Source organism: Tenacibaculum sp. E3R01, assembly GCF_003318185.1.
Taxonomy (GTDB): domain Bacteria; phylum Bacteroidota; class Bacteroidia; order Flavobacteriales; family Flavobacteriaceae; genus Polaribacter; species Polaribacter halocynthiae.
Window position 1 is genome coordinate 34,232 of the sequence record NZ_QOCC01000026.1, and the last position, 17,343, is coordinate 51,574.

Annotated in this window: 14 protein-coding genes; 7 read left to right on the forward strand and 7 right to left on the reverse strand. The window is 28.6% G+C overall.

The features are described 5' to 3' along the window. Positions 1–11 precede the first annotated feature (11 nt). Complete coding sequence (locus tag DS884_RS15045) at positions 12–197, reverse strand: hypothetical protein (protein ID WP_093872067.1); 186 nt, start codon at positions 195–197, stop codon at positions 12–14. A 350-nt stretch (positions 198–547) separates the two neighbouring features. Continuing rightward, entirely contained in the window at positions 548–1,108 is a 561-nt protein-coding gene (locus DS884_RS15050) for a helix-turn-helix domain-containing protein (RefSeq protein WP_093871590.1), read from the reverse strand. A 224-nt stretch (positions 1,109–1,332) separates the two neighbouring features. Here DS884_RS15050 and DS884_RS18470 point away from each other — a divergent pair, with 224 nt between their 5' ends. Both DS884_RS18470 and DS884_RS18475 read left to right on the forward strand, forming a co-directional pair. Beyond that, on the forward strand, positions 1,333–1,485 hold the full coding sequence (locus DS884_RS18470) for a hypothetical protein (RefSeq protein ID WP_158530852.1): 153 nt from the start codon (positions 1,333–1,335) through the stop codon (positions 1,483–1,485). After that, positions 1,472–1,642, forward strand: coding sequence for a hypothetical protein (locus DS884_RS18475; protein ID WP_158530853.1), 171 nt, complete (start codon positions 1,472–1,474; stop codon positions 1,640–1,642). The genes DS884_RS18470 and DS884_RS18475 overlap by 14 nt, the downstream gene beginning before the upstream one ends. 203 nt (positions 1,643–1,845) lie before the next feature. Here DS884_RS18475 and DS884_RS15055 read toward each other — a convergent pair whose 3' ends face one another. After that, complete coding sequence (locus tag DS884_RS15055) at positions 1,846–4,047, reverse strand: tetratricopeptide repeat protein (RefSeq protein WP_113787339.1); 2,202 nt, start codon at positions 4,045–4,047, stop codon at positions 1,846–1,848. Between the two features lie 250 nt (positions 4,048–4,297). Here DS884_RS15055 and DS884_RS15060 point away from each other — a divergent pair, with 250 nt between their 5' ends. Both DS884_RS15060 and DS884_RS15065 read left to right on the forward strand, forming a co-directional pair. Then, positions 4,298–4,858, forward strand: a complete 561-nt coding sequence (locus tag DS884_RS15060) for a Crp/Fnr family transcriptional regulator (protein ID WP_093871592.1) — start codon at positions 4,298–4,300, stop codon at positions 4,856–4,858. 119 nt (positions 4,859–4,977) lie between these two features. After that, entirely contained in the window at positions 4,978–5,394 is a 417-nt protein-coding gene (locus tag DS884_RS15065; protein WP_113787340.1) for a DoxX family protein, read from the forward strand. A gap of 146 nt (positions 5,395–5,540) precedes the next feature. On the opposite strand, the gene DS884_RS15070 is transcribed toward DS884_RS15065, so the two are convergent. Then, entirely contained in the window at positions 5,541–11,228 is a 5,688-nt protein-coding gene (locus DS884_RS15070; protein WP_113787341.1) for an endonuclease, read from the reverse strand. 377 nt (positions 11,229–11,605) lie between these two features. Between DS884_RS15070 and DS884_RS15075 the strand changes: the two genes are divergently transcribed. Beyond that, positions 11,606–12,481 carry a metalloprotease gene (locus DS884_RS15075; protein ID WP_113787342.1) on the forward strand — a complete coding sequence of 292 codons (876 nt, stop codon included), beginning with the start codon at positions 11,606–11,608 and terminating at the stop codon, positions 12,479–12,481. 111 nt (positions 12,482–12,592) lie between these two features. Here DS884_RS15075 and DS884_RS15080 read toward each other — a convergent pair whose 3' ends face one another. Next, positions 12,593–13,744, reverse strand: a complete 1,152-nt coding sequence (locus tag DS884_RS15080) for a response regulator (RefSeq protein WP_113787343.1) — start codon at positions 13,742–13,744, stop codon at positions 12,593–12,595. Between the two features lie 213 nt (positions 13,745–13,957). Here DS884_RS15080 and DS884_RS15085 point away from each other — a divergent pair, with 213 nt between their 5' ends. Further along, complete coding sequence (locus DS884_RS15085; protein WP_093871598.1) at positions 13,958–14,317, forward strand: hypothetical protein; 360 nt, start codon at positions 13,958–13,960, stop codon at positions 14,315–14,317. After that, positions 14,318–14,713 (forward strand): YchJ family protein, encoded by a 396-nt coding sequence (locus DS884_RS15090; protein ID WP_233487167.1) that lies wholly within the window; start codon positions 14,318–14,320, stop codon positions 14,711–14,713. A gap of 971 nt (positions 14,714–15,684) precedes the next feature. Here DS884_RS15090 and DS884_RS15095 read toward each other — a convergent pair. After that, positions 15,685–16,296, reverse strand: a complete 612-nt coding sequence (locus DS884_RS15095) for a porin family protein (protein ID WP_113787344.1) — start codon at positions 16,294–16,296, stop codon at positions 15,685–15,687. 46 nt (positions 16,297–16,342) lie between these two features. After that, positions 16,343–17,293, reverse strand: coding sequence for a transketolase family protein (locus DS884_RS15100; RefSeq protein ID WP_113787345.1), 951 nt, complete (start codon positions 17,291–17,293; stop codon positions 16,343–16,345). Positions 17,294–17,343 lie beyond the last annotated feature (50 nt).

Below are 17,343 nucleotides of genomic sequence, written 5' to 3' on the forward strand. Positions count from 1 at the left end.
ATATTTTAGTTTTAAGACTCTGTTGTAAGATTTTGAGATAATTCTAGTTCTCGTTCAAAATAAACTAATTCTTTTGCTAATAAATCATTCTGAACTCTACAGTAATAAATCTTACGTGCATATATTCTTATAACTAGCATCACAAATGGTCTAGCTTTTGCATAAACAACATCTCCTGCTTTATATTTACTTTCCATTTTACGTTTATTTTTTTTATTCATTTCGATTTTTTGAATCTCTTTTTTCTTTTTTAATTGCTTTTTTTTCTTTCGGAGTTCTTGTAGGAGGTTTTTTCCCTGTTTTTTTTCTTACTTGTTTCTCTTTTGACATTAGAATTATTTTTAAATTTAAATATTAAATTTTGAATTCTTGTTTTGTAAAAATTTGTAAGTTTTTTTAGGCCTCCCTTACTCAAATTACTTTTCTTGGGTATATCATTCATAATGACTACTTGTTTAAACTACTCGATTAAAATTAATCTAGAAGGTAAAGGTCAGAAATAGTTAGGATAAATTAGTTACACAATTATTTACAATTATTACATATATCATAGATTTTCTAAATTGATATTTCTTTTTATTTGAAGTTTTTTATAAAAAGTAGGAGTAAGTCCAGTAACTTTCTTGAACTGATTTGATAAATGTGATGAACTACTGTAATGCAGTTTATCAGCAATTTCATTAAGGTTAAGCTGATTATATAGTAATAATTCTTTTACTTTTTCAATTTTATGGTTAATTATATAGTTTTGTATAGTCATTCCTTTTACTTCAGAAAAAATATTTGCTAAATAAGTATAATCGTAACCTAATTTCTTACTTATATAACCTGAATAATTAGTTTTTGGTACTTCTTCTGAATAATGAATCATTTCAATAATTATAGTTTTTATTTTTTCAATTAAAATACTTTTTTTGTCATCTAATAATTCAAGTCCAGATTTAAATAAATTATTTTTAAAATCAACACGTTTTTTCTCTGAAATATCTTCTAAAACCTCTACAACTCCAAGATTAATTACTACTGAATTTATTCCTAGTTTATGCAATTCTTTTTTTACTAGCATTTTGCAACGTAAACTCACCATATACTTTATGTATAGTTTCATTTATATATTTTTTATTAATAAAGTTTGAATAGATAGTGATTAAGAATTACCTCCTTTTAATAGACAACAAGAATATTGAGGTTAAACCTTTAAAAAAACTCTGAATGTAATTCTTATAAAGATAGTGAATAAATACCTATACTTAATTTATACTTTAACCTAAACTGATTGTTTATTAACAAAATAGAAATCATACCTTGGTAAAATAACTTAATATAAATATTATGTGGAAATACAATAAATATGCTTTGGGTGATATAGTTACACATAGTGATTCTCCTGATTTAGACTTTCAAATTTTTTATGTATTAAAAGTTCAACCAGAAATTAAAGGAGAATATATATATTATTGTAAACTAATAGATGGATATCCCTGAGAAGTTAGGTAAAGAATCGAAGTTTCACGAATCTTATTTATCTTTTTTAAGAAAAGGAACAAAGGAAGAATTAAAAATTCTCTTAAATATTGCTATTATAAACGAAAATTATGAATTAGCAAGGAAGCTAAAAAATATAATAGATAATATTTTTTAAATTAATACTATCGTCCTCTTACTAATTAAAAAATATAAATAGCATAACTAGTAACTATCAAATAAAAAAAACAGCTATAACCTTATCAAAATAAATAAAATTATAGCTTTTAATTTAGTTAAAAATTGTTAACGTTTCATAATACATCTAACTTTCTTAACTTTTCCATCAACAATTACTTTTAAATAATAAAAACCTTTTCTTTAATTACTAACTCTTTCTTTTATATATGGTATTTTTAAAATAACTTGGGTTCCCTTCTTATTATATTTACTTCTATCTTCTAAAGTTACTGTTCCTTTCATTTTAAAATATTTAGATAATATTTTTAATCTTTCAGAAGTAATCGCTGTAGATAATGACTTTTTATATTGATTATTATTTTCCGTTTGTGAACTTATTCCAATACCATTATCTATAATTTTACATATTAATTCTTTATTTAAAAATTCAAGATTAATAGCAATAGTTTTATTTTCACTTTGATTTATAAACGCATGTTCTATGGCGTTTTCAATGAACGGTTGAATTAACATGGGCGGTATTTTAAACTCAGAAGTATTTAAAGTATCATTTATAGAAATGGTATAATTATAGGTTTCATTTTCTAAATTCTGAAGTGTTAAATAGTTTTCTATTGCAGTTAGCTCTTGAGATAATAAAACTGTTTTGTCTCTTGAATTTTCTAAAATAATTCGAAGTAGTTTTGAAAACTTTGACAAATAAGAAATTGATTTTTTCTGTTCTTTATTCAATATCATTCCTTGCAATACAGAAAGCGAATTAAAAATAAAATGTGGTGTCATTTGTGAACGTAATAATTTTTGTTCTATAACTATATTTTGAATTTTAGATTTTTCATTTCTAATTCTTAAAAAGAAAATTACGCCTCCTAAAGTTAGAATTGTTACTAAAAAAGCTATTACCCCAAGTAATAAATTATGTTTTGAGTTTTCTAAATCTTGAGAAGTAGATCTTACTCTTTTTGTTAATTTTAATTCTCTTTTTTCTGCAGATGCTAATTCATCTTTATATTTATACTCATATTCTAATTGAGTAATTTTCTGAATATTTTCTTTGTTAAAAAGACTGTCATTAAATATTTTGAATTTTTTATGACTTTTAAAAGCTCTTTTATAATCACCTATATTATTATAAATCACTGAAAGTAATTCGTATATATCTTTTTGAAAATAAAGTATTCTTAATTTGTTTGAAATATTCTTACCTTTTAAAGCATAAAACAACGCTTTCTTATATTTTTTTTGATTTATATATGAAATTGTCATTCTATAATACGAATTACATAAACCTAACTGATAACCAAATTTTAAACTAATTACTTCAGCTTTTTCAAAACACCTAATAGCTTTAATTTCATTTTTTAATTCTCCATAAACTCTACCAATGTTATTTAAATATCTAGTTTGTCCAATTTTATCATTAATTTCTTCACTAATTAGTAATGCTTCTTTATGATAATTAAGTGCAGTTTTATAATCTTTTTTATTTATATAAATAACCCCTATATTATTTAAAGCTTTTGAAATATTTTTTTTGTTTCCAATCTTTCTTTGGTATTCTAATGATTTCTTATAATTCTCAATCGCTTTGTCATAATTTTCGTAATTCTTATAAACTAACCCTAAATTATTTAACGCTTTTGAGACCCCTAGCGAATCTTTAATTTTTTCTGAAGTTTCTAGTGACTTGTTGTAATTTTTTAAAGCAAAAGGATAATTTGCTTTTTTTAAAAAGATACTTCCTATACTTAAATAACAATTAGATAATTCTAATTCATTATTAAGTTTAATATTTAAACTTTTCGCTTTATTATAGTATAAAAGTGCTTCATTATATTTTCCAGTATCAAAAAAAGAATGTCCTATATATTTTAATTTAATTGCAGTTTTATTAGTGTTTCTTATTTGATTATCTATAGCTATAGATCTTTTAAAATTTAAGATTGCATTATTAAATTCATAATTATAAAAAAACATAAACCCAATTTTTGCATAACATTCAGAGACTTTATTCTTACGATTTATTTTTTCATACAATAAAAGTGCTTCATTATAATAATTGATAGATTCATTATAATTTGACTTTTTTGATTCTATTAGCCCATTAATAAAAAAACTACGTGCCTGACCTTTAATAAATTCTATTTCAGCAGCTAATCTTTTTGCTTCTTTGACATATGTTAATGCTTGAGTTGGATTCTTTTTATAATAATAAAAAGCTAAATCGTTTAATGTTTTTACACGGTTAGAATCTTTTTTAATATTATTATTTAGTTCATTTTTTAAACTATCTCTTTTAAAATTTTGAGCTTGTATACTTCCTATAAAAAGAAATAATAATAATAATAATAAGTAAAAAAAACGTGAATTTGGGTAACTCATTTAAAATGAATGTTTTTTGAATTTAATGTTTCCTATAAAAGTCAAATAAATTATGAATATAATTACTACTCATTTTATTCTAGAAAAATAATAAATGCTAAAACTACTGATTTTAAAATTAAAAAAACTTGATGTTTTTAACACAACTTGTCATTTTTAAAAACCTAATAACTAATTTTACCACTTCTTATTTCTTTAAAAATAAAGAAGCATATTTGTATACTCTTTTTTGTCAAAATACTACTAAACAATGCATATACTTAGAAAGCATATAGAAGAAATAATTTCACTTACAGATGACGAATTTGATTTTATTTTAAGTCATTTTGAGCAAGTAAAAAAACGTAAACATCAATATATTTTACAAGAAGGTGAGGTTGCTAATAAAGAATATTGGATAATTAAAGGTTGTTTAAAAAGTTATTTTTTTGATGAAAAAGGGAAAGAACATATACTTCAATTTGGGATGGAAAATTGGTGGATTACAGATTACGAATCATTTGTAAAACAAACCTCCTCTAAAATTTATATCGATTGCATAGAAGATAGTCAGTTATTATATATTACCTATGAAAATAGAGAAAAACTAACTGCAGAAATGCATAAAATGGAACGCTTTTGGGCTAAAAAAAGCAAATATGGTAGAATTGCCTTACAAAATAGAATTCTATCATTGTTAAAAAACTCATCTAAAGAACGATACGAATTACTCTTAGAGCAACACCCCACATTATTTCAACGAGTACCTAAAAAACTAATTGCGGCTTACCTTGGTGTTTCTAGGGAAACATTAAGTAGGTTAAACTCTTAACTAAACTTCTTTTATAAAATGTGATATTAATCACAAATTAATAGTGACTTTAGTCCTGTTTAATGTCTTTTAATACCTTGAATTTTGTATCACAATAATTCATTAAAAATTAAAAAAACATGAGCATTTTAGAAAAAATTCAAAACAAAGAAATTGGAACATTAATTCAAAGAGTTAGTATAGGCTTACTTATATTATTTCACGGTATTGCAAACATGAATTCTAATTATTCATTTATTAAAAGTTTATTGAATGGCTTGAGCTTACCTGAATTCTTTTCTTATGGTGTTTTCATTGGAGAGGTAGTTGCCCCTGTACTTATAATTATAGGTTACAGAGCTAAATTAGCTAGTTTGTTTTTAACCTTAAACATGTTCATTGCCATTTTAATGGCACATGCTTCTGAAATATTTTCCATTAACCAATATGGTGGCTGGGCTATAGAATTACAAGCATTATATTTATTTGGAGCATTAGTTATAGTGTTTTTAGGTGCAGGAAAATATGCCATATCAACAAATTCTAAATGGGATTAGTGTCTTTACAAAAAAGTCAAATTAATATGCTTAAAATTTTTGAATAGTTAGGTATAAAACCTTCTATTTATTTTAAATAAAAAGGCAACTAATAAATTAGTTGCCTTTACTATGATCAAAATATTTTGATTTTATTTCTTAAGTGATTAACGTTTCATTATACATCTAACCTTCTTAACTTTTCCATCAACAATTACTTTTAAATAATAAAAACCTCTTCTTAAATTAGATAATTGTAATTTGTTCTTTGTTTGTCCTTCAGTAACAGAAATAGTTTTTTCAAATACTTTTCTACCTCTAAAGCTATAAATAGCTATTGTAGCATCTGTATCAGCTGTACTATTAAATTGAACATTCAAATTATTTCTAAAAGGGTTAGGAAATACATTTAATCTAGTAATTCGAACTGGTTGATTAGTAGTACCGTCACAATCGCCTAAAGTACTTCCTCTTTTTAGGTAATACTTCACTGCCCAAGTTGGAACACAAATTGTACGTCTTCCTTTAAAGCAAATCTTTACACGATTGTAGTGCCCAAATTTCCCACAAGTTACATCTTCTACATTTACTACTGTTTCTGATGCTATTGAACATCCTCTTGCATCAGTAATAGTTACTGAATATGTTGTTGTTTCAGTAGGGCAAACATTGATAGTTTCAGTTGTTTCTCCTGTACTCCATTCGTAACTATAAGGAGCTTCTCCTCCAAGTACCTCAAGTACACCGATAGAAGTACATGATTTTGGAGCATATCCTAAATACACTTTTGCTCCTTTTGTTAATGCAGCAGTCATTGGTGTTCCTTCAGTAATTGTAAAATTTTCTACTACTGAATTATTTAATGCATCCGTTACTACTACATTATAGGTACCTGCAACTAATCCTGTTAAACTATTTTCAGTAATAGCTGAACCGTTATTTAAAGTATAGGTATATGGCATACAACCTCCTGAAACATTTATCACAGCAGTTCCATCGGCAGTTCCATTACATGTTACATCTGTAGTTGTTACACTATCTAAAGTAAGTGCTTTTAATTGTAATTGTACAGAAACTGGGAAGTGATCAGAAGATGTTTTTGTATAATCGCTATCATAAAACTCATAATGTACACGAGCAGAAGCATTAATATACTCATCAAATAATTCATTTGAAAGAGTAATATGATCAATCATATTTTCTCTAAATGCATATGATCTATATCCTTGAGCACTTAATGTTGATGATACTACATTATAATTTGTAGAATCACTTACATAAGCTTGATATGTTGAAGCAGTACTTGAAACTCCATCAGCAACAGTAACATCTACATCATCATTATAATCTCCTAATACAATTAAATTTTTATCTGAGTATTGAGTATCTAATGAATCTTTTAATACTTCAACATCAAATTTACGCATATCATATCGTTGCTGAGCTCCAGTTCCTCTATTCGCTCTAGCATGTAAGTTAACAACATTAATTTGCTGTGTGCTTCCATTTACAGTAACATTTGCTGTTAGCATAAACGGTAAACGACCACTTGCATAAAAACGAGTTTTATCTGCTTCAGGGTAACCTGCTAAGGCTGAATCATCACCTCCATTATAATAAGGGTGAATTGATTTTAATAACACTTTAGTATCAACTACTTCAACAGTTTGTGTTTTATAAATAAAACCTATTTGTTGTTTTGTTCCTGAAGTATCATTTGGATACGATGTTGCATCAGATAAAATAAAACTATACCCAGGTAATTCACTTACCATTTGAGTAAACAAAGCTGCATCTGCAATTTCTTGCACTGCATAAATATCTGCATTTAAAGTTTTTATTACCGTTTTTACACTATCCTTTTGAATTGCATCTGAATTTGTATTTCCTGCAGCTGGAGAATTTTTTTCATCTCCAAACCATTCTATATTCCAAGTTACAACATCTAATGCCTTTTCTTTATCAACTTCTACTACCGTATCTGGAGTTGTATATTCACCAGCACATGACAAGTCTTCTCTAATTCTTGGTAATAATTGATATGTTGTAAAAAATCTTCCAACTACACCAGTAATTCCAGAACATGTTTCTGGTTGCCCTAAACCTACTAATGAGGTAACATCATTGTCAATACGTAATTGTGCAGTACCACTTGTATCTGTTAGTGTATAGTTAGAATTTCCAAAAAGAATTCCTCCTGGTGTTGGGAAACTTGGGTTAATAACACGAACTAACTCAGCTGGATGATCAGCTAATTGGCTCAAAGTAACCGTTGCTGGCACTATTGGATTATTAGGTAATCCGTTATTTGTAGCCTCAGTTACAGGGTTAATTTGAATTTGATCATTAAATGCGCTACGAGTTCCTGTTACAGTAATTGAATCTCCAATCGCAAAATTACCATTACCATGAACTAACTCATCAAAAATAGCAATACCACCGGTAGCATCTTGAATATAAGCAGAACCTCTAAATTGATCTGATACTGTTAAAACTCCACTTACAGTTACTAACTCTCCAGTTGCTGTAGTACGAGCAGCTGCAATTGAAATAGGATCTGGTGCTGGTATCACTGCTCCATTTTCTGTTCCAGGTGTTGGTGTTGCTTGTGTATAAGTACTTGTGTTTCTTACTCCTCCATCTCCATTTGGAATTCTTTGCGAAGAATGACCATCTTTATCACCTAATTGGTCTTCATTAATTTGTGCTTGTCCAGTATTTAATAATACTAAAAGTTCAGCATCATCCGAATCATTTGTATCATATACTAAAGCATCTATTAAATCGGTGGTAGTTACTGATGTTCCATTTGCAAATGAAGTTGCATTTCCTCTATATAAAGCTACTGCATCTGCTCCATTTTGTAATCCATTACTTGGAAGAGTCATATTCACATTAGCTACTGCAGTATTTCCTAATACAAAATATCCTTCAGCATTTGTTGTTTGACCAGCTAAATCATAAGCACCATAGCTTAAATTATTTGACCCATTATACATTACAATTACAAAACCATCTAATGAAGTATTTCCTTTTCCTCCATCATAGATTTCAACAAACTCTAAAGTATCTGATCCAGCTGTATCTGCATCTACTTCATTTATTACTAAATTAACTTGTTCAGTTGCATTTGTATTTGCACTTCCTGGTGTAGGAATTGCTTGTGTATAAGTTGATGTATTTCTTAAACCTCCAGATCCATTAATATAACGCTGTAAAGAATGTGTATTTTTATTTCCTTTAGCATCTTCATTAATTTGTGCTTGTCCACTATTCATTAACACTGCTAATTCAGCATCATCAGCATCATTTGTATCATATACTAAAGCATCTATAATATTAATGGTAGTAACAGAAGATCCATTAGGGAAATCTGATGCATTCCCTGAATATAGCGCTACTCCATCTGCTCCATTTTGTAATCCATTACTAGGAAAAGTAATTGACGAAACATTTGGTACAGCAACATTTCCTGCAACAAAATATCCATTAGCATTAGTTGTTTGTCCATCTAAATCATATGCCGCATAACTAGTATTATTTGATCCATTATAGAATACTAATACCAACCCATCTAATGAAGTATTTCCTACTCCTCCATCAAATAATTCAACAAACTCTTGTACATCTGTACCTTCAGTATCAGCATCTACTTCATTAATTAAAACAGTAGGAGCTACTACTACTTCTCCATTTTGCTCACCTGGTGTTGGTGCTAATTGAGCATATGTAGCTGTATTTCTTGTACCTCCTTGTCCATTAGGAATACGTTGAGAAGAATGACTATCTTTATTTCCTGCTCCACCTTCATTAACTTGAGCCTCACCAGCATTTAACAATACTAAAAGTTCAGCATCATCAGAATCATTTGTATCATAAACAAAAGCATCTATTAAATTATCAGTTACAATGGCTGAGCTATTAGGGAAATCTGACGCATCTCCTGTATATAAAGCTACTGCATCAGCTCCATTTTGTAAACCATTACTAGCAAAAGTCATTGATGAAACATTAGGTACCGCTACATTTCCTATTACAAAATACCCATTAGCATTTGTTGTTTGACCATCTAAATCATAGGCTGCATAACTAGTATTATTAGATCCATTATAAAATACTAATACCAATCCGTCTAAAGAAGTATTTCCTGCTCCACCATCATATAATTCAACAAATTCTTGAGTATCAGTACCAGCAGTATCAGCATCAACTTCATTAATTATAATAGAAGATGTAGTTGCTATAGTTTTACCTGTAAGTTGAACATCATCAATTCCAGCGTAATCACTACCTCCGTTTTGTTTAACAGCAATAGTTATTGAAACTTTTTTAACAGTGTTAGGAACTGTTTTTGAAACGGTAATCCAACCTGCTGTACTAAAAGGACTAGCATCAGTTACTGTAACAACTCCTTGAGAAGTTGTATCATGGAAAATTTCATAACTCAATGTATCTCCATTTGCTACATCATAACCTACTATATTTAATTTAAAAGATAAAACAACATCTTCATAAGATTCTATATCAATAGAATTAAAAGTAAGCGTACCACCATCAGCAGTACCACAATTACCATTAAGATCTCTTACTCCGAAAAAATTAGATCCAGTACCTGCTTGGTTAATAGAACCAACACTAGAAACCACATCCCATACATCATTTCCTCCATCATTACATACTACTGGTGAAACTGAATAATTCCAAGTACCTGTAGCACTAGTTTCGTACCCTTGAAAAGCAATAACTCCATCTGTTGGACCAGGGTTTGTTGTATCATCTAATGTAGTTATACTAACTGCATTACTAATTACTGATACATTACTAGCAGCATCAATAGCTTTTACTGTAAATGTATATGCAGTACTTGCTGTTAAACCTGTTACATTATATGTTGTTCCAGTTACAGAAGCAACTTGTGTAGTTCCGTTAAATACTTGGTATGCTAAAACACCTACGTTATCAGTAGAAGCATTCCATCCAAGAGTTGTACCTGTTTTAGTTGTACTTGTTGCTAAAAGATTTGTAGGTGCAGTTGGTGCTTCCGTATCAGTAGTTCCTGAATTAAAACGATTAGCAGCTTGCGGACCTCCCCAAATAGAAGTTGCAAAAGCAGGATTATCAATAAAAGGATTTCTATTTCCTTGTATTCCTTCTAATAACGTATTTCTATTTATTTCATATTGAGATACTGGATCTTGTGCATTCCACTCTAAAAAAATATCCATCATATCTGGATGGTAGTTTTTTGTTCCTGTACCTACTGCAGTTGCTAAACATTGGTTACCGTAACGTAAATACATATACATCATCATACGAGCTACATCACCTTTCCATTCATCTCCAGGATACCAGTTTCCACTTACATTTCCAGCTGTTCCTGAACCATTTCCAAAACGAAGGTTTCCTCTATTTGAATTCATACGTACATCACTTGATCGTACATGGTGGGCATCTGATCCAGGACCTGTACTTCCTAAATTTGGGTTTCCTAAAGATCTTGGATATGTATGCTCTCTATTCCAATCTCCCTGATTACCACCATTCATAGTTTTAGAGCGAGTACGATCAGTTGTAGAGTTATTATCACCATCATTATAACCATATATCAACAAAACATTATTATTATTTGTTGGATCTAAATCTGTTTGACGTAAAGCATCCCAAACTCCTGGAGTATAACTAAGGTTGGTAGTTTGTGTATTAGTTATTAATACTGCTAAGTCAGTTTTTAATGCATCTCCTGTTTTAGTCAGGTCAAATCCATTATAATAAGTTGGCACTTGTGAAAATGACAAACAACTCATTAGTAAAAAAATAGACAATAAAAATTGCCTTTGAAGGTTATTTTTTTTCATGAAAAAAATTGTGTTTAAATTAATCTTCACAAAGATAGTGTAACCAAAACATTAATTGTTAACACAATATTAATTGTTAAAAGACTCTTTCTTTTCAAGAAAAAACTTATTAACAATCATCAAAACAAAATACAAGCAACTAATAATCAGCAGTTTAAGATTACACATATTTACACAAACACAACTAATAAATCTTCAAAAAACTTAAGGAGTTTTATGCTTTTTACTTGTTTAAAAAAACAACAAAAACCTAATTTTTGTTAAAATTTTACATTTTAAATGTTTTTTTTATTAATTTTTTGGGATAAGTTATTTTAAACTATATATTTGGCGACGAATTAATCAATCGCACAAACCTTTCTAAACCTTCTAAAAAAATGAAACAAGTTTTAAGATTAATGACGTTGGCTGTTTTAGTCTCGTTACAAAGTTGTGACAACAATGAAATAGACAAAAACACAGCAAAAGACCCAAATTCTCCAGAAATTGGACTTTTACCTAGTCATTTAAACAACGCGGGTACAGCACATGATTGTGCTACAGTATCACAATTTGGACCAAATTCTTACTGGTCAAATACTATTGTAAATAGTACAGAAACAAACTTTTTAAAACAACAAAATAATAGTGCATCTAGCCTTTTTGGTTTAAATAACGTGCCACTTTATTTTGCCGCAGGAAGCGGTACTTTCAATGCACTTTCTTACGGACCTCCAGCAAATTATATTATATGGGGTGAAGAAATGTTAAGTGGAGCTTTAAACTACGGAAGAATTGCAGTAGGATATATTGCAGCTCATGAAGTAGCTCATCAAGTTCAATTTAGACAAGGATATCCTTCAGTAACTGGAGCTTCTAATACTGAATTAGAGGCTGATGGATTTGCTGGATATTACTTAAGAAAAAGATATACTACTAACTGGACTGAAGTTGACCCAGCATATAGATTTGCTCAATCAATTGCAGGAGCTAGTGGTTCTTCTCATGGTAGTGCGCCACAAAGACGTTCTGCTTTAAGGTTAGGATGGTTATTAGGTCAATATAACTTATCAAATAGTAACCTTGATTATTATTTCTTTTATTACTATAACAGTTATGTTCTTCCTGGTAATGGAAAATCTACTAACATGGTAAAACCAAAAGATATAGATAGTAATGTACATAAATACATGTTATCAAAAATGGATGAGTTAAAAGATATCAATTCAGGTAAAATATCTGAAGATGAATTCGCTAACTTAAGCAACAACTAATAATACACATTAAATAGCGATTGATTATTTATAAAAGAGAGGCTCTAATCAAGCCTCTCTTATTTTTTTTAATATATATCTAATGTTTATTTCTTATTATCTATTAATTATTTAAACAGTTTTACCTCTATATCCAAAAAATATTTGACCTAATTGAAAAACAATTTTTATCGAATCTTTCATTGACAATTTAGAACCATCAACATGAACCCATCTTTTTAAAGGCATTTCTGATATCATTTGTTTTGCTTTTGCTAATGTAAATTTTTTCCTCATTCTCATAAATATTTCTACATCAAACAACCATTTAGTCATAAATTTTTTACCAAAGAGTAACTGAACAACATCCTTATCAAAAATTTTAGCACCGCATTGAGTATCTTTAAAGTCCATTGACAATATTTTTCTTATTATAAAATTGATAGTCATACTTATAATTGCCCTAGCTGAATCTTTAGCTATATTAGCTCCCATTCTCTGAATTCTTGACCCACTAACAATTTTAAAGTCAGACCCTTCAATACTAGCTACCAGATCTTCAAAATCATTAAAATCTGTTGATAAATCAGCATCTAAGAATCCAATATAATCTAACGATTTATTTTCAGACAGATACAACATTCCTTGTCTTACTGCTTCTGCTTTACCTCCATTTTGTTCACAATTATATACAGTTATATAGTCTTCTCTTCCTACTTTTAACCTTTCTAATGCCTCTAATGTTTTATCAGTGCTACCATCGTTTACAAAACATAAATAATACCCCGTATACTCATCTATAAATCTTAAAAACTCTTCTTTTAAAAGTCTTTCTTCTTCATTGTAACACGGAATTACAACTCCTACTCCTCTTTTTTGAATAATAACTCGATTGCTATATGTAACTTCTTTTTTATTTATTTGTGGAGCTCCAATTAAATGCTTAGTTCTTGCACAAATTTCATTTAAACTTAATGGTTTTTTCATATAATCATTAATTCCTAACTCAAACCCTTTGATTATATTATTATCATCTACACTACCTGATAAAACCATTATTGGTGTTGCAGATCTTGCTTCTTCTCTTATGTACTCAACAATATCTAACCCTGAAATCTCAGGCATATTAATATCTATAATTACTAAATCAGGATTAAAAGAATCAAATAGTTTTTTACCTTCTATTCCATTAGTTTCAACCTTTACATTATACCCCATTGCTGTTAACCTCTTTTCTATAGGGAGCAACACTAATTCTTGATCATCTATTACTAGTACTTTCATTTTATAAGTTTTTGGAGTTTTGATATAACAAAAATAGATTACAAGTCTATATTAAAGCTTCGTATATCGTTGGTTCTCTAAACACTTACGTTTAATCGTTGTTTTTTATAGATAAATGGTGAATCGTATGTTTTCAAAAAAACTAAAAATACTTCTATTAGTTATTTTTCAACTATAACTAAAAAAGTAACTTTACTTCTTTAAAAATTATACATGACAATTAAAGATCTAGTCGGAAATTATACTATAATTGGGAGTAATCAAGACACAGAAGAAAGCACCTATAAAGGCATTCTCAGCTTAAGTTTAGATGATAATAATAGAATTATTGCTAAGTGGATTATTAATAATGATCAAGAGCAATATGGATCAGGTTTTTTTAAAGATTCTATTTTGGTTATTAACTTTAATTATCTTGGAGAGAATCAAATTATTTATAAAGGAGTTGTGGTTTACAGATGTATAAATAAAGACATACTAGATGGTTTTTGGTCTGAAAAGCACGGAAACCCATTATATTTAGGTGAAGAACGATGTTTTAGAATAAAAGATGAAAATGAACTTTTAAATTAAATGAATACGATGCAATGTCCATGTAATCCATCTATAAAATATAAAAATTGTTGTCAAAAAGCACATCAAAATATTAACTTAGCTATATCTGCTGAAAATTTAATGCGCTCAAGATACAGTGCTTTTGTACTAGGTAATATTGATTATCTACAAAAGAGTCATCATAGCAGTACAAGACCAAATAAAAAAGAGAAAAAAGAAATTTTAAAATGGTCTAAATCGGTTCAATGGATTAAACTTGAAGTTTTAAAAACATTTAGAGGTACTTCTATCGATTGTGTTGGAAATGTAGAATTCAAAGCTTTTTTTATGGAAAATGGAAAAATAGAAATTATCCATGAAAACTCTCTTTTCTATAAAGAAAATAAACACTGGGTTTATGTAGAAGCTACATAAAACACTCATTTACAAAGAGTTTAACATAATTTAACATTTTAAGTTGTAACAAAATCAAGTTTTATTCTTCTTACTTATACATACGTATTACAATATAGTGTTGAGAGGAGAGGTTTTCTTATTGAAGTTGGCCTTTCCTCTTTCCCTTTTTAATATTTTCATATTAACTAAAAAACTACAACTATCTATTCAATCACTTTTAAGTTTACAAGCAGAAAAAAAAAACATAAACACTAATATTTCAACTACTTATATTAATTTTAACATTTAAGTTGTAACAATTTTAGGTTTCATTCTTCTAACCTATATATACGTATTACAATACTATGTTGAGAGGAGAGGTTTTCTTATTGAAGTTGGCCTTTCCTCTTTCCTTTTTTAATACACTCATGTATACTAAAAAATTACAACAATCTATTTAATCACTTATAAATTTACAAATAGAAAAAAATAATCATAAACAACAAAAAAATCAAACACTCATGTTAATTTTAACATTTAAGTTGTAACAATTTTAAGTTTCAATCTTCTAACTTATATATACGTGTTACAATATAGCGTTGAGAGGAGAGGTTTTCTTATTGAAGTTGGCCTTTCCTCTTTCCCTTTTTAATATAGTCATATTAACTAAAAAACTACAACTGTCTATTCAAACACTTTTAAATTTACAAGCAGAAACAAAATATAAACACTATTAAATCAACTACTTATATTAATTTTAACATTTAAGTTGTAACAATTTTAAGTTTCAATCTTCTAATATATATATACGTATTACAATATAGCGTTGAGAGGAGAGGTTTTCTTATTGAAGTTGGCCTTTCCTCTTTCCCTTTTTAATATGTAATGTTTATTGAAAAAGTAACAGCCAATTATTTTATAATTATAAATTAAAAAAGCTGAATAATTTAAAATTATTCAGCTTTTTATAAAAATTCTATATTTCAGTTAAAGAGAGTTTTTTGTGCTCTTTAAAACCTATATGATAATCCAACTATAATTTGGTTTACTCTTGTATCAAAATTAACATTTGGAGCTCCATTATTATTAATTAATTGTGATTCAGTATCTGAAAAAGCTCTTTCCCATCTTACATCTAATCCTATCTTACCTAATTCAACACCAGCACCTAATTGAAGTCCAACTGTAAAACCACTTACATCAGTTTTTACATCATTTAAACTTTTTAAACTAAAATCCCCATCAATAATGTATTGAAAAGATGGACCTACAAAAACATGGGCTACCTTTAAAAATTTTTTACCTAATAATACAGGTATATCAATTTTTTGAAAATTATAACTAGCTATTTCATCTGAATTTTTAGCAGATATTTCACTTTTTAAAGATGTATATACCAACTCAGGCTGAACATACAAACCAATTACAGGAATTTTTATACGTGATAAAACCCCAATATGAAATCCAGTTTTACTCTTAGCACCGTCTAAAACATCTGTTTTTACCTCTTGAAAAGAATCAGAATTGTAATTAATTCCCCCTTTAATACCAAACTGTATTTGTGATTGAGAAACTTGAACAACTCCTAACAAAAACAAAACTAATATTGCTATTTTTTTCATAATCTAAATAATTTAAATTTATTTGTTTAACGAATTTTAATTTATATTATTTTCTTTTGATTACCTTTTCTACAGCTGCAACGATAGCCACATCATTTAATTCGTACTTCGCCATTAACTGATCTGGTGTTGCAGATTCACCAAAACTATCATTAACAGCTACAAATTCTTGAGGTGATGGATTATTTGTAGCTAAACAACGTGCTACACTCTCTCCTAAGCCTCCATATTTATTATGTTCTTCTGCAGTTACTACACAACCAGTTTTAGCTACAGATTCTAAAATAGCTTCTTCATCTAAAGGCTTTATAGTATGTATGTTTATAACTTCAGCAGATATTCCTTTTTCTTCAAGTTTTTCAGCAGCTTGTAATGCTTCCCATACTAAATGACCTGTAGCTACTATTGTAACATCAGTACCTTCAGTAAGCTTAATTGCTTTCCCTATAACAAATGGTTCATCGGTCATAAATACAGGTACCTTTGGTCTTCCAAAACGTAAATATACAGGACCTTCATGCTCAGCTATAGCAAGAGTAGCTGCTTTAGTTTGGCTATAATCACAAGTATTGATTACTGTCATACCTGGTAACATTTTCATCAATCCAATATCTTCTAATATTTGGTGTGTAGCTCCATCTTCTCCTAAAGTAAGACCTGCATGCGATGCACATACTTTTACATTTTTATCAGAATACGCTATAGATTGACGAATTTGATCGTATACACGACCTGTAGAAAAGTTAGCAAAGGTTCCTGTAAATGGAATTTTACCTCCAATAGTAAGCCCAGCTGCGATTCCCATCATATTTGCTTCAGCAATTCCAACTTGATAAAAACGTTCTGGATGATTTTTTTCAAAATCATTCATTTTTAACGAACCGGTTAAATCGGCACATAGAGCTACGACATTAGGATTTGTTTTTCCTAATTCAGTTAACCCATCGCCAAATCCTGAACGGGTATCTTTTTTTTCAGTGTAAGTATATTTCTTCATTAGTATGTGTTGTAAATACGGTTCAAAAATAATCTTTTAAAAAATAATTA

Excerpts from the sequence above, each read along its gene's own strand:
- DS884_RS15075 (WP_113787342.1), top strand. The coding sequence starts at position 11,606 with ATGAAACAAGTTTTAAGATTAATGACGTTGGCTGTTTTAGTCTCGTTA.
- DS884_RS15095 (WP_113787344.1), bottom strand. The coding sequence starts at position 16,296 with ATGAAAAAAATAGCAATATTAGTTTTGTTTTTGTTAGGAGTTGTTCAA.
- DS884_RS15055 (WP_113787339.1), bottom strand. The coding sequence starts at position 4,047 with ATGAGTTACCCAAATTCACGTTTTTTTTACTTATTATTATTATTATTA.
- DS884_RS15065 (WP_113787340.1), top strand. The coding sequence starts at position 4,978 with ATGAGCATTTTAGAAAAAATTCAAAACAAAGAAATTGGAACATTAATT.
- DS884_RS15045 (WP_093872067.1), bottom strand. The coding sequence starts at position 197 with ATGGAAAGTAAATATAAAGCAGGAGATGTTGTTTATGCAAAAGCTAGA.
- DS884_RS15050 (WP_093871590.1), bottom strand. The coding sequence starts at position 1,108 with ATGAAACTATACATAAAGTATATGGTGAGTTTACGTTGCAAAATGCTA.
- DS884_RS15080 (WP_113787343.1), bottom strand. The coding sequence starts at position 13,744 with ATGAAAGTACTAGTAATAGATGATCAAGAATTAGTGTTGCTCCCTATA.
- DS884_RS18475 (WP_158530853.1), top strand. The coding sequence starts at position 1,472 with ATGGATATCCCTGAGAAGTTAGGTAAAGAATCGAAGTTTCACGAATCT.
- DS884_RS15060 (WP_093871592.1), top strand. The coding sequence starts at position 4,298 with ATGCATATACTTAGAAAGCATATAGAAGAAATAATTTCACTTACAGAT.
- DS884_RS15070 (WP_113787341.1), bottom strand. The coding sequence starts at position 11,228 with ATGAAAAAAAATAACCTTCAAAGGCAATTTTTATTGTCTATTTTTTTA.
- DS884_RS15100 (WP_113787345.1), bottom strand. The coding sequence starts at position 17,293 with ATGAAGAAATATACTTACACTGAAAAAAAAGATACCCGTTCAGGATTT.
- DS884_RS15090 (WP_233487167.1), top strand. The coding sequence starts at position 14,318 with ATGAATACGATGCAATGTCCATGTAATCCATCTATAAAATATAAAAAT.
- DS884_RS15085 (WP_093871598.1), top strand. The coding sequence starts at position 13,958 with ATGACAATTAAAGATCTAGTCGGAAATTATACTATAATTGGGAGTAAT.
- DS884_RS18470 (WP_158530852.1), top strand. The coding sequence starts at position 1,333 with ATGTGGAAATACAATAAATATGCTTTGGGTGATATAGTTACACATAGT.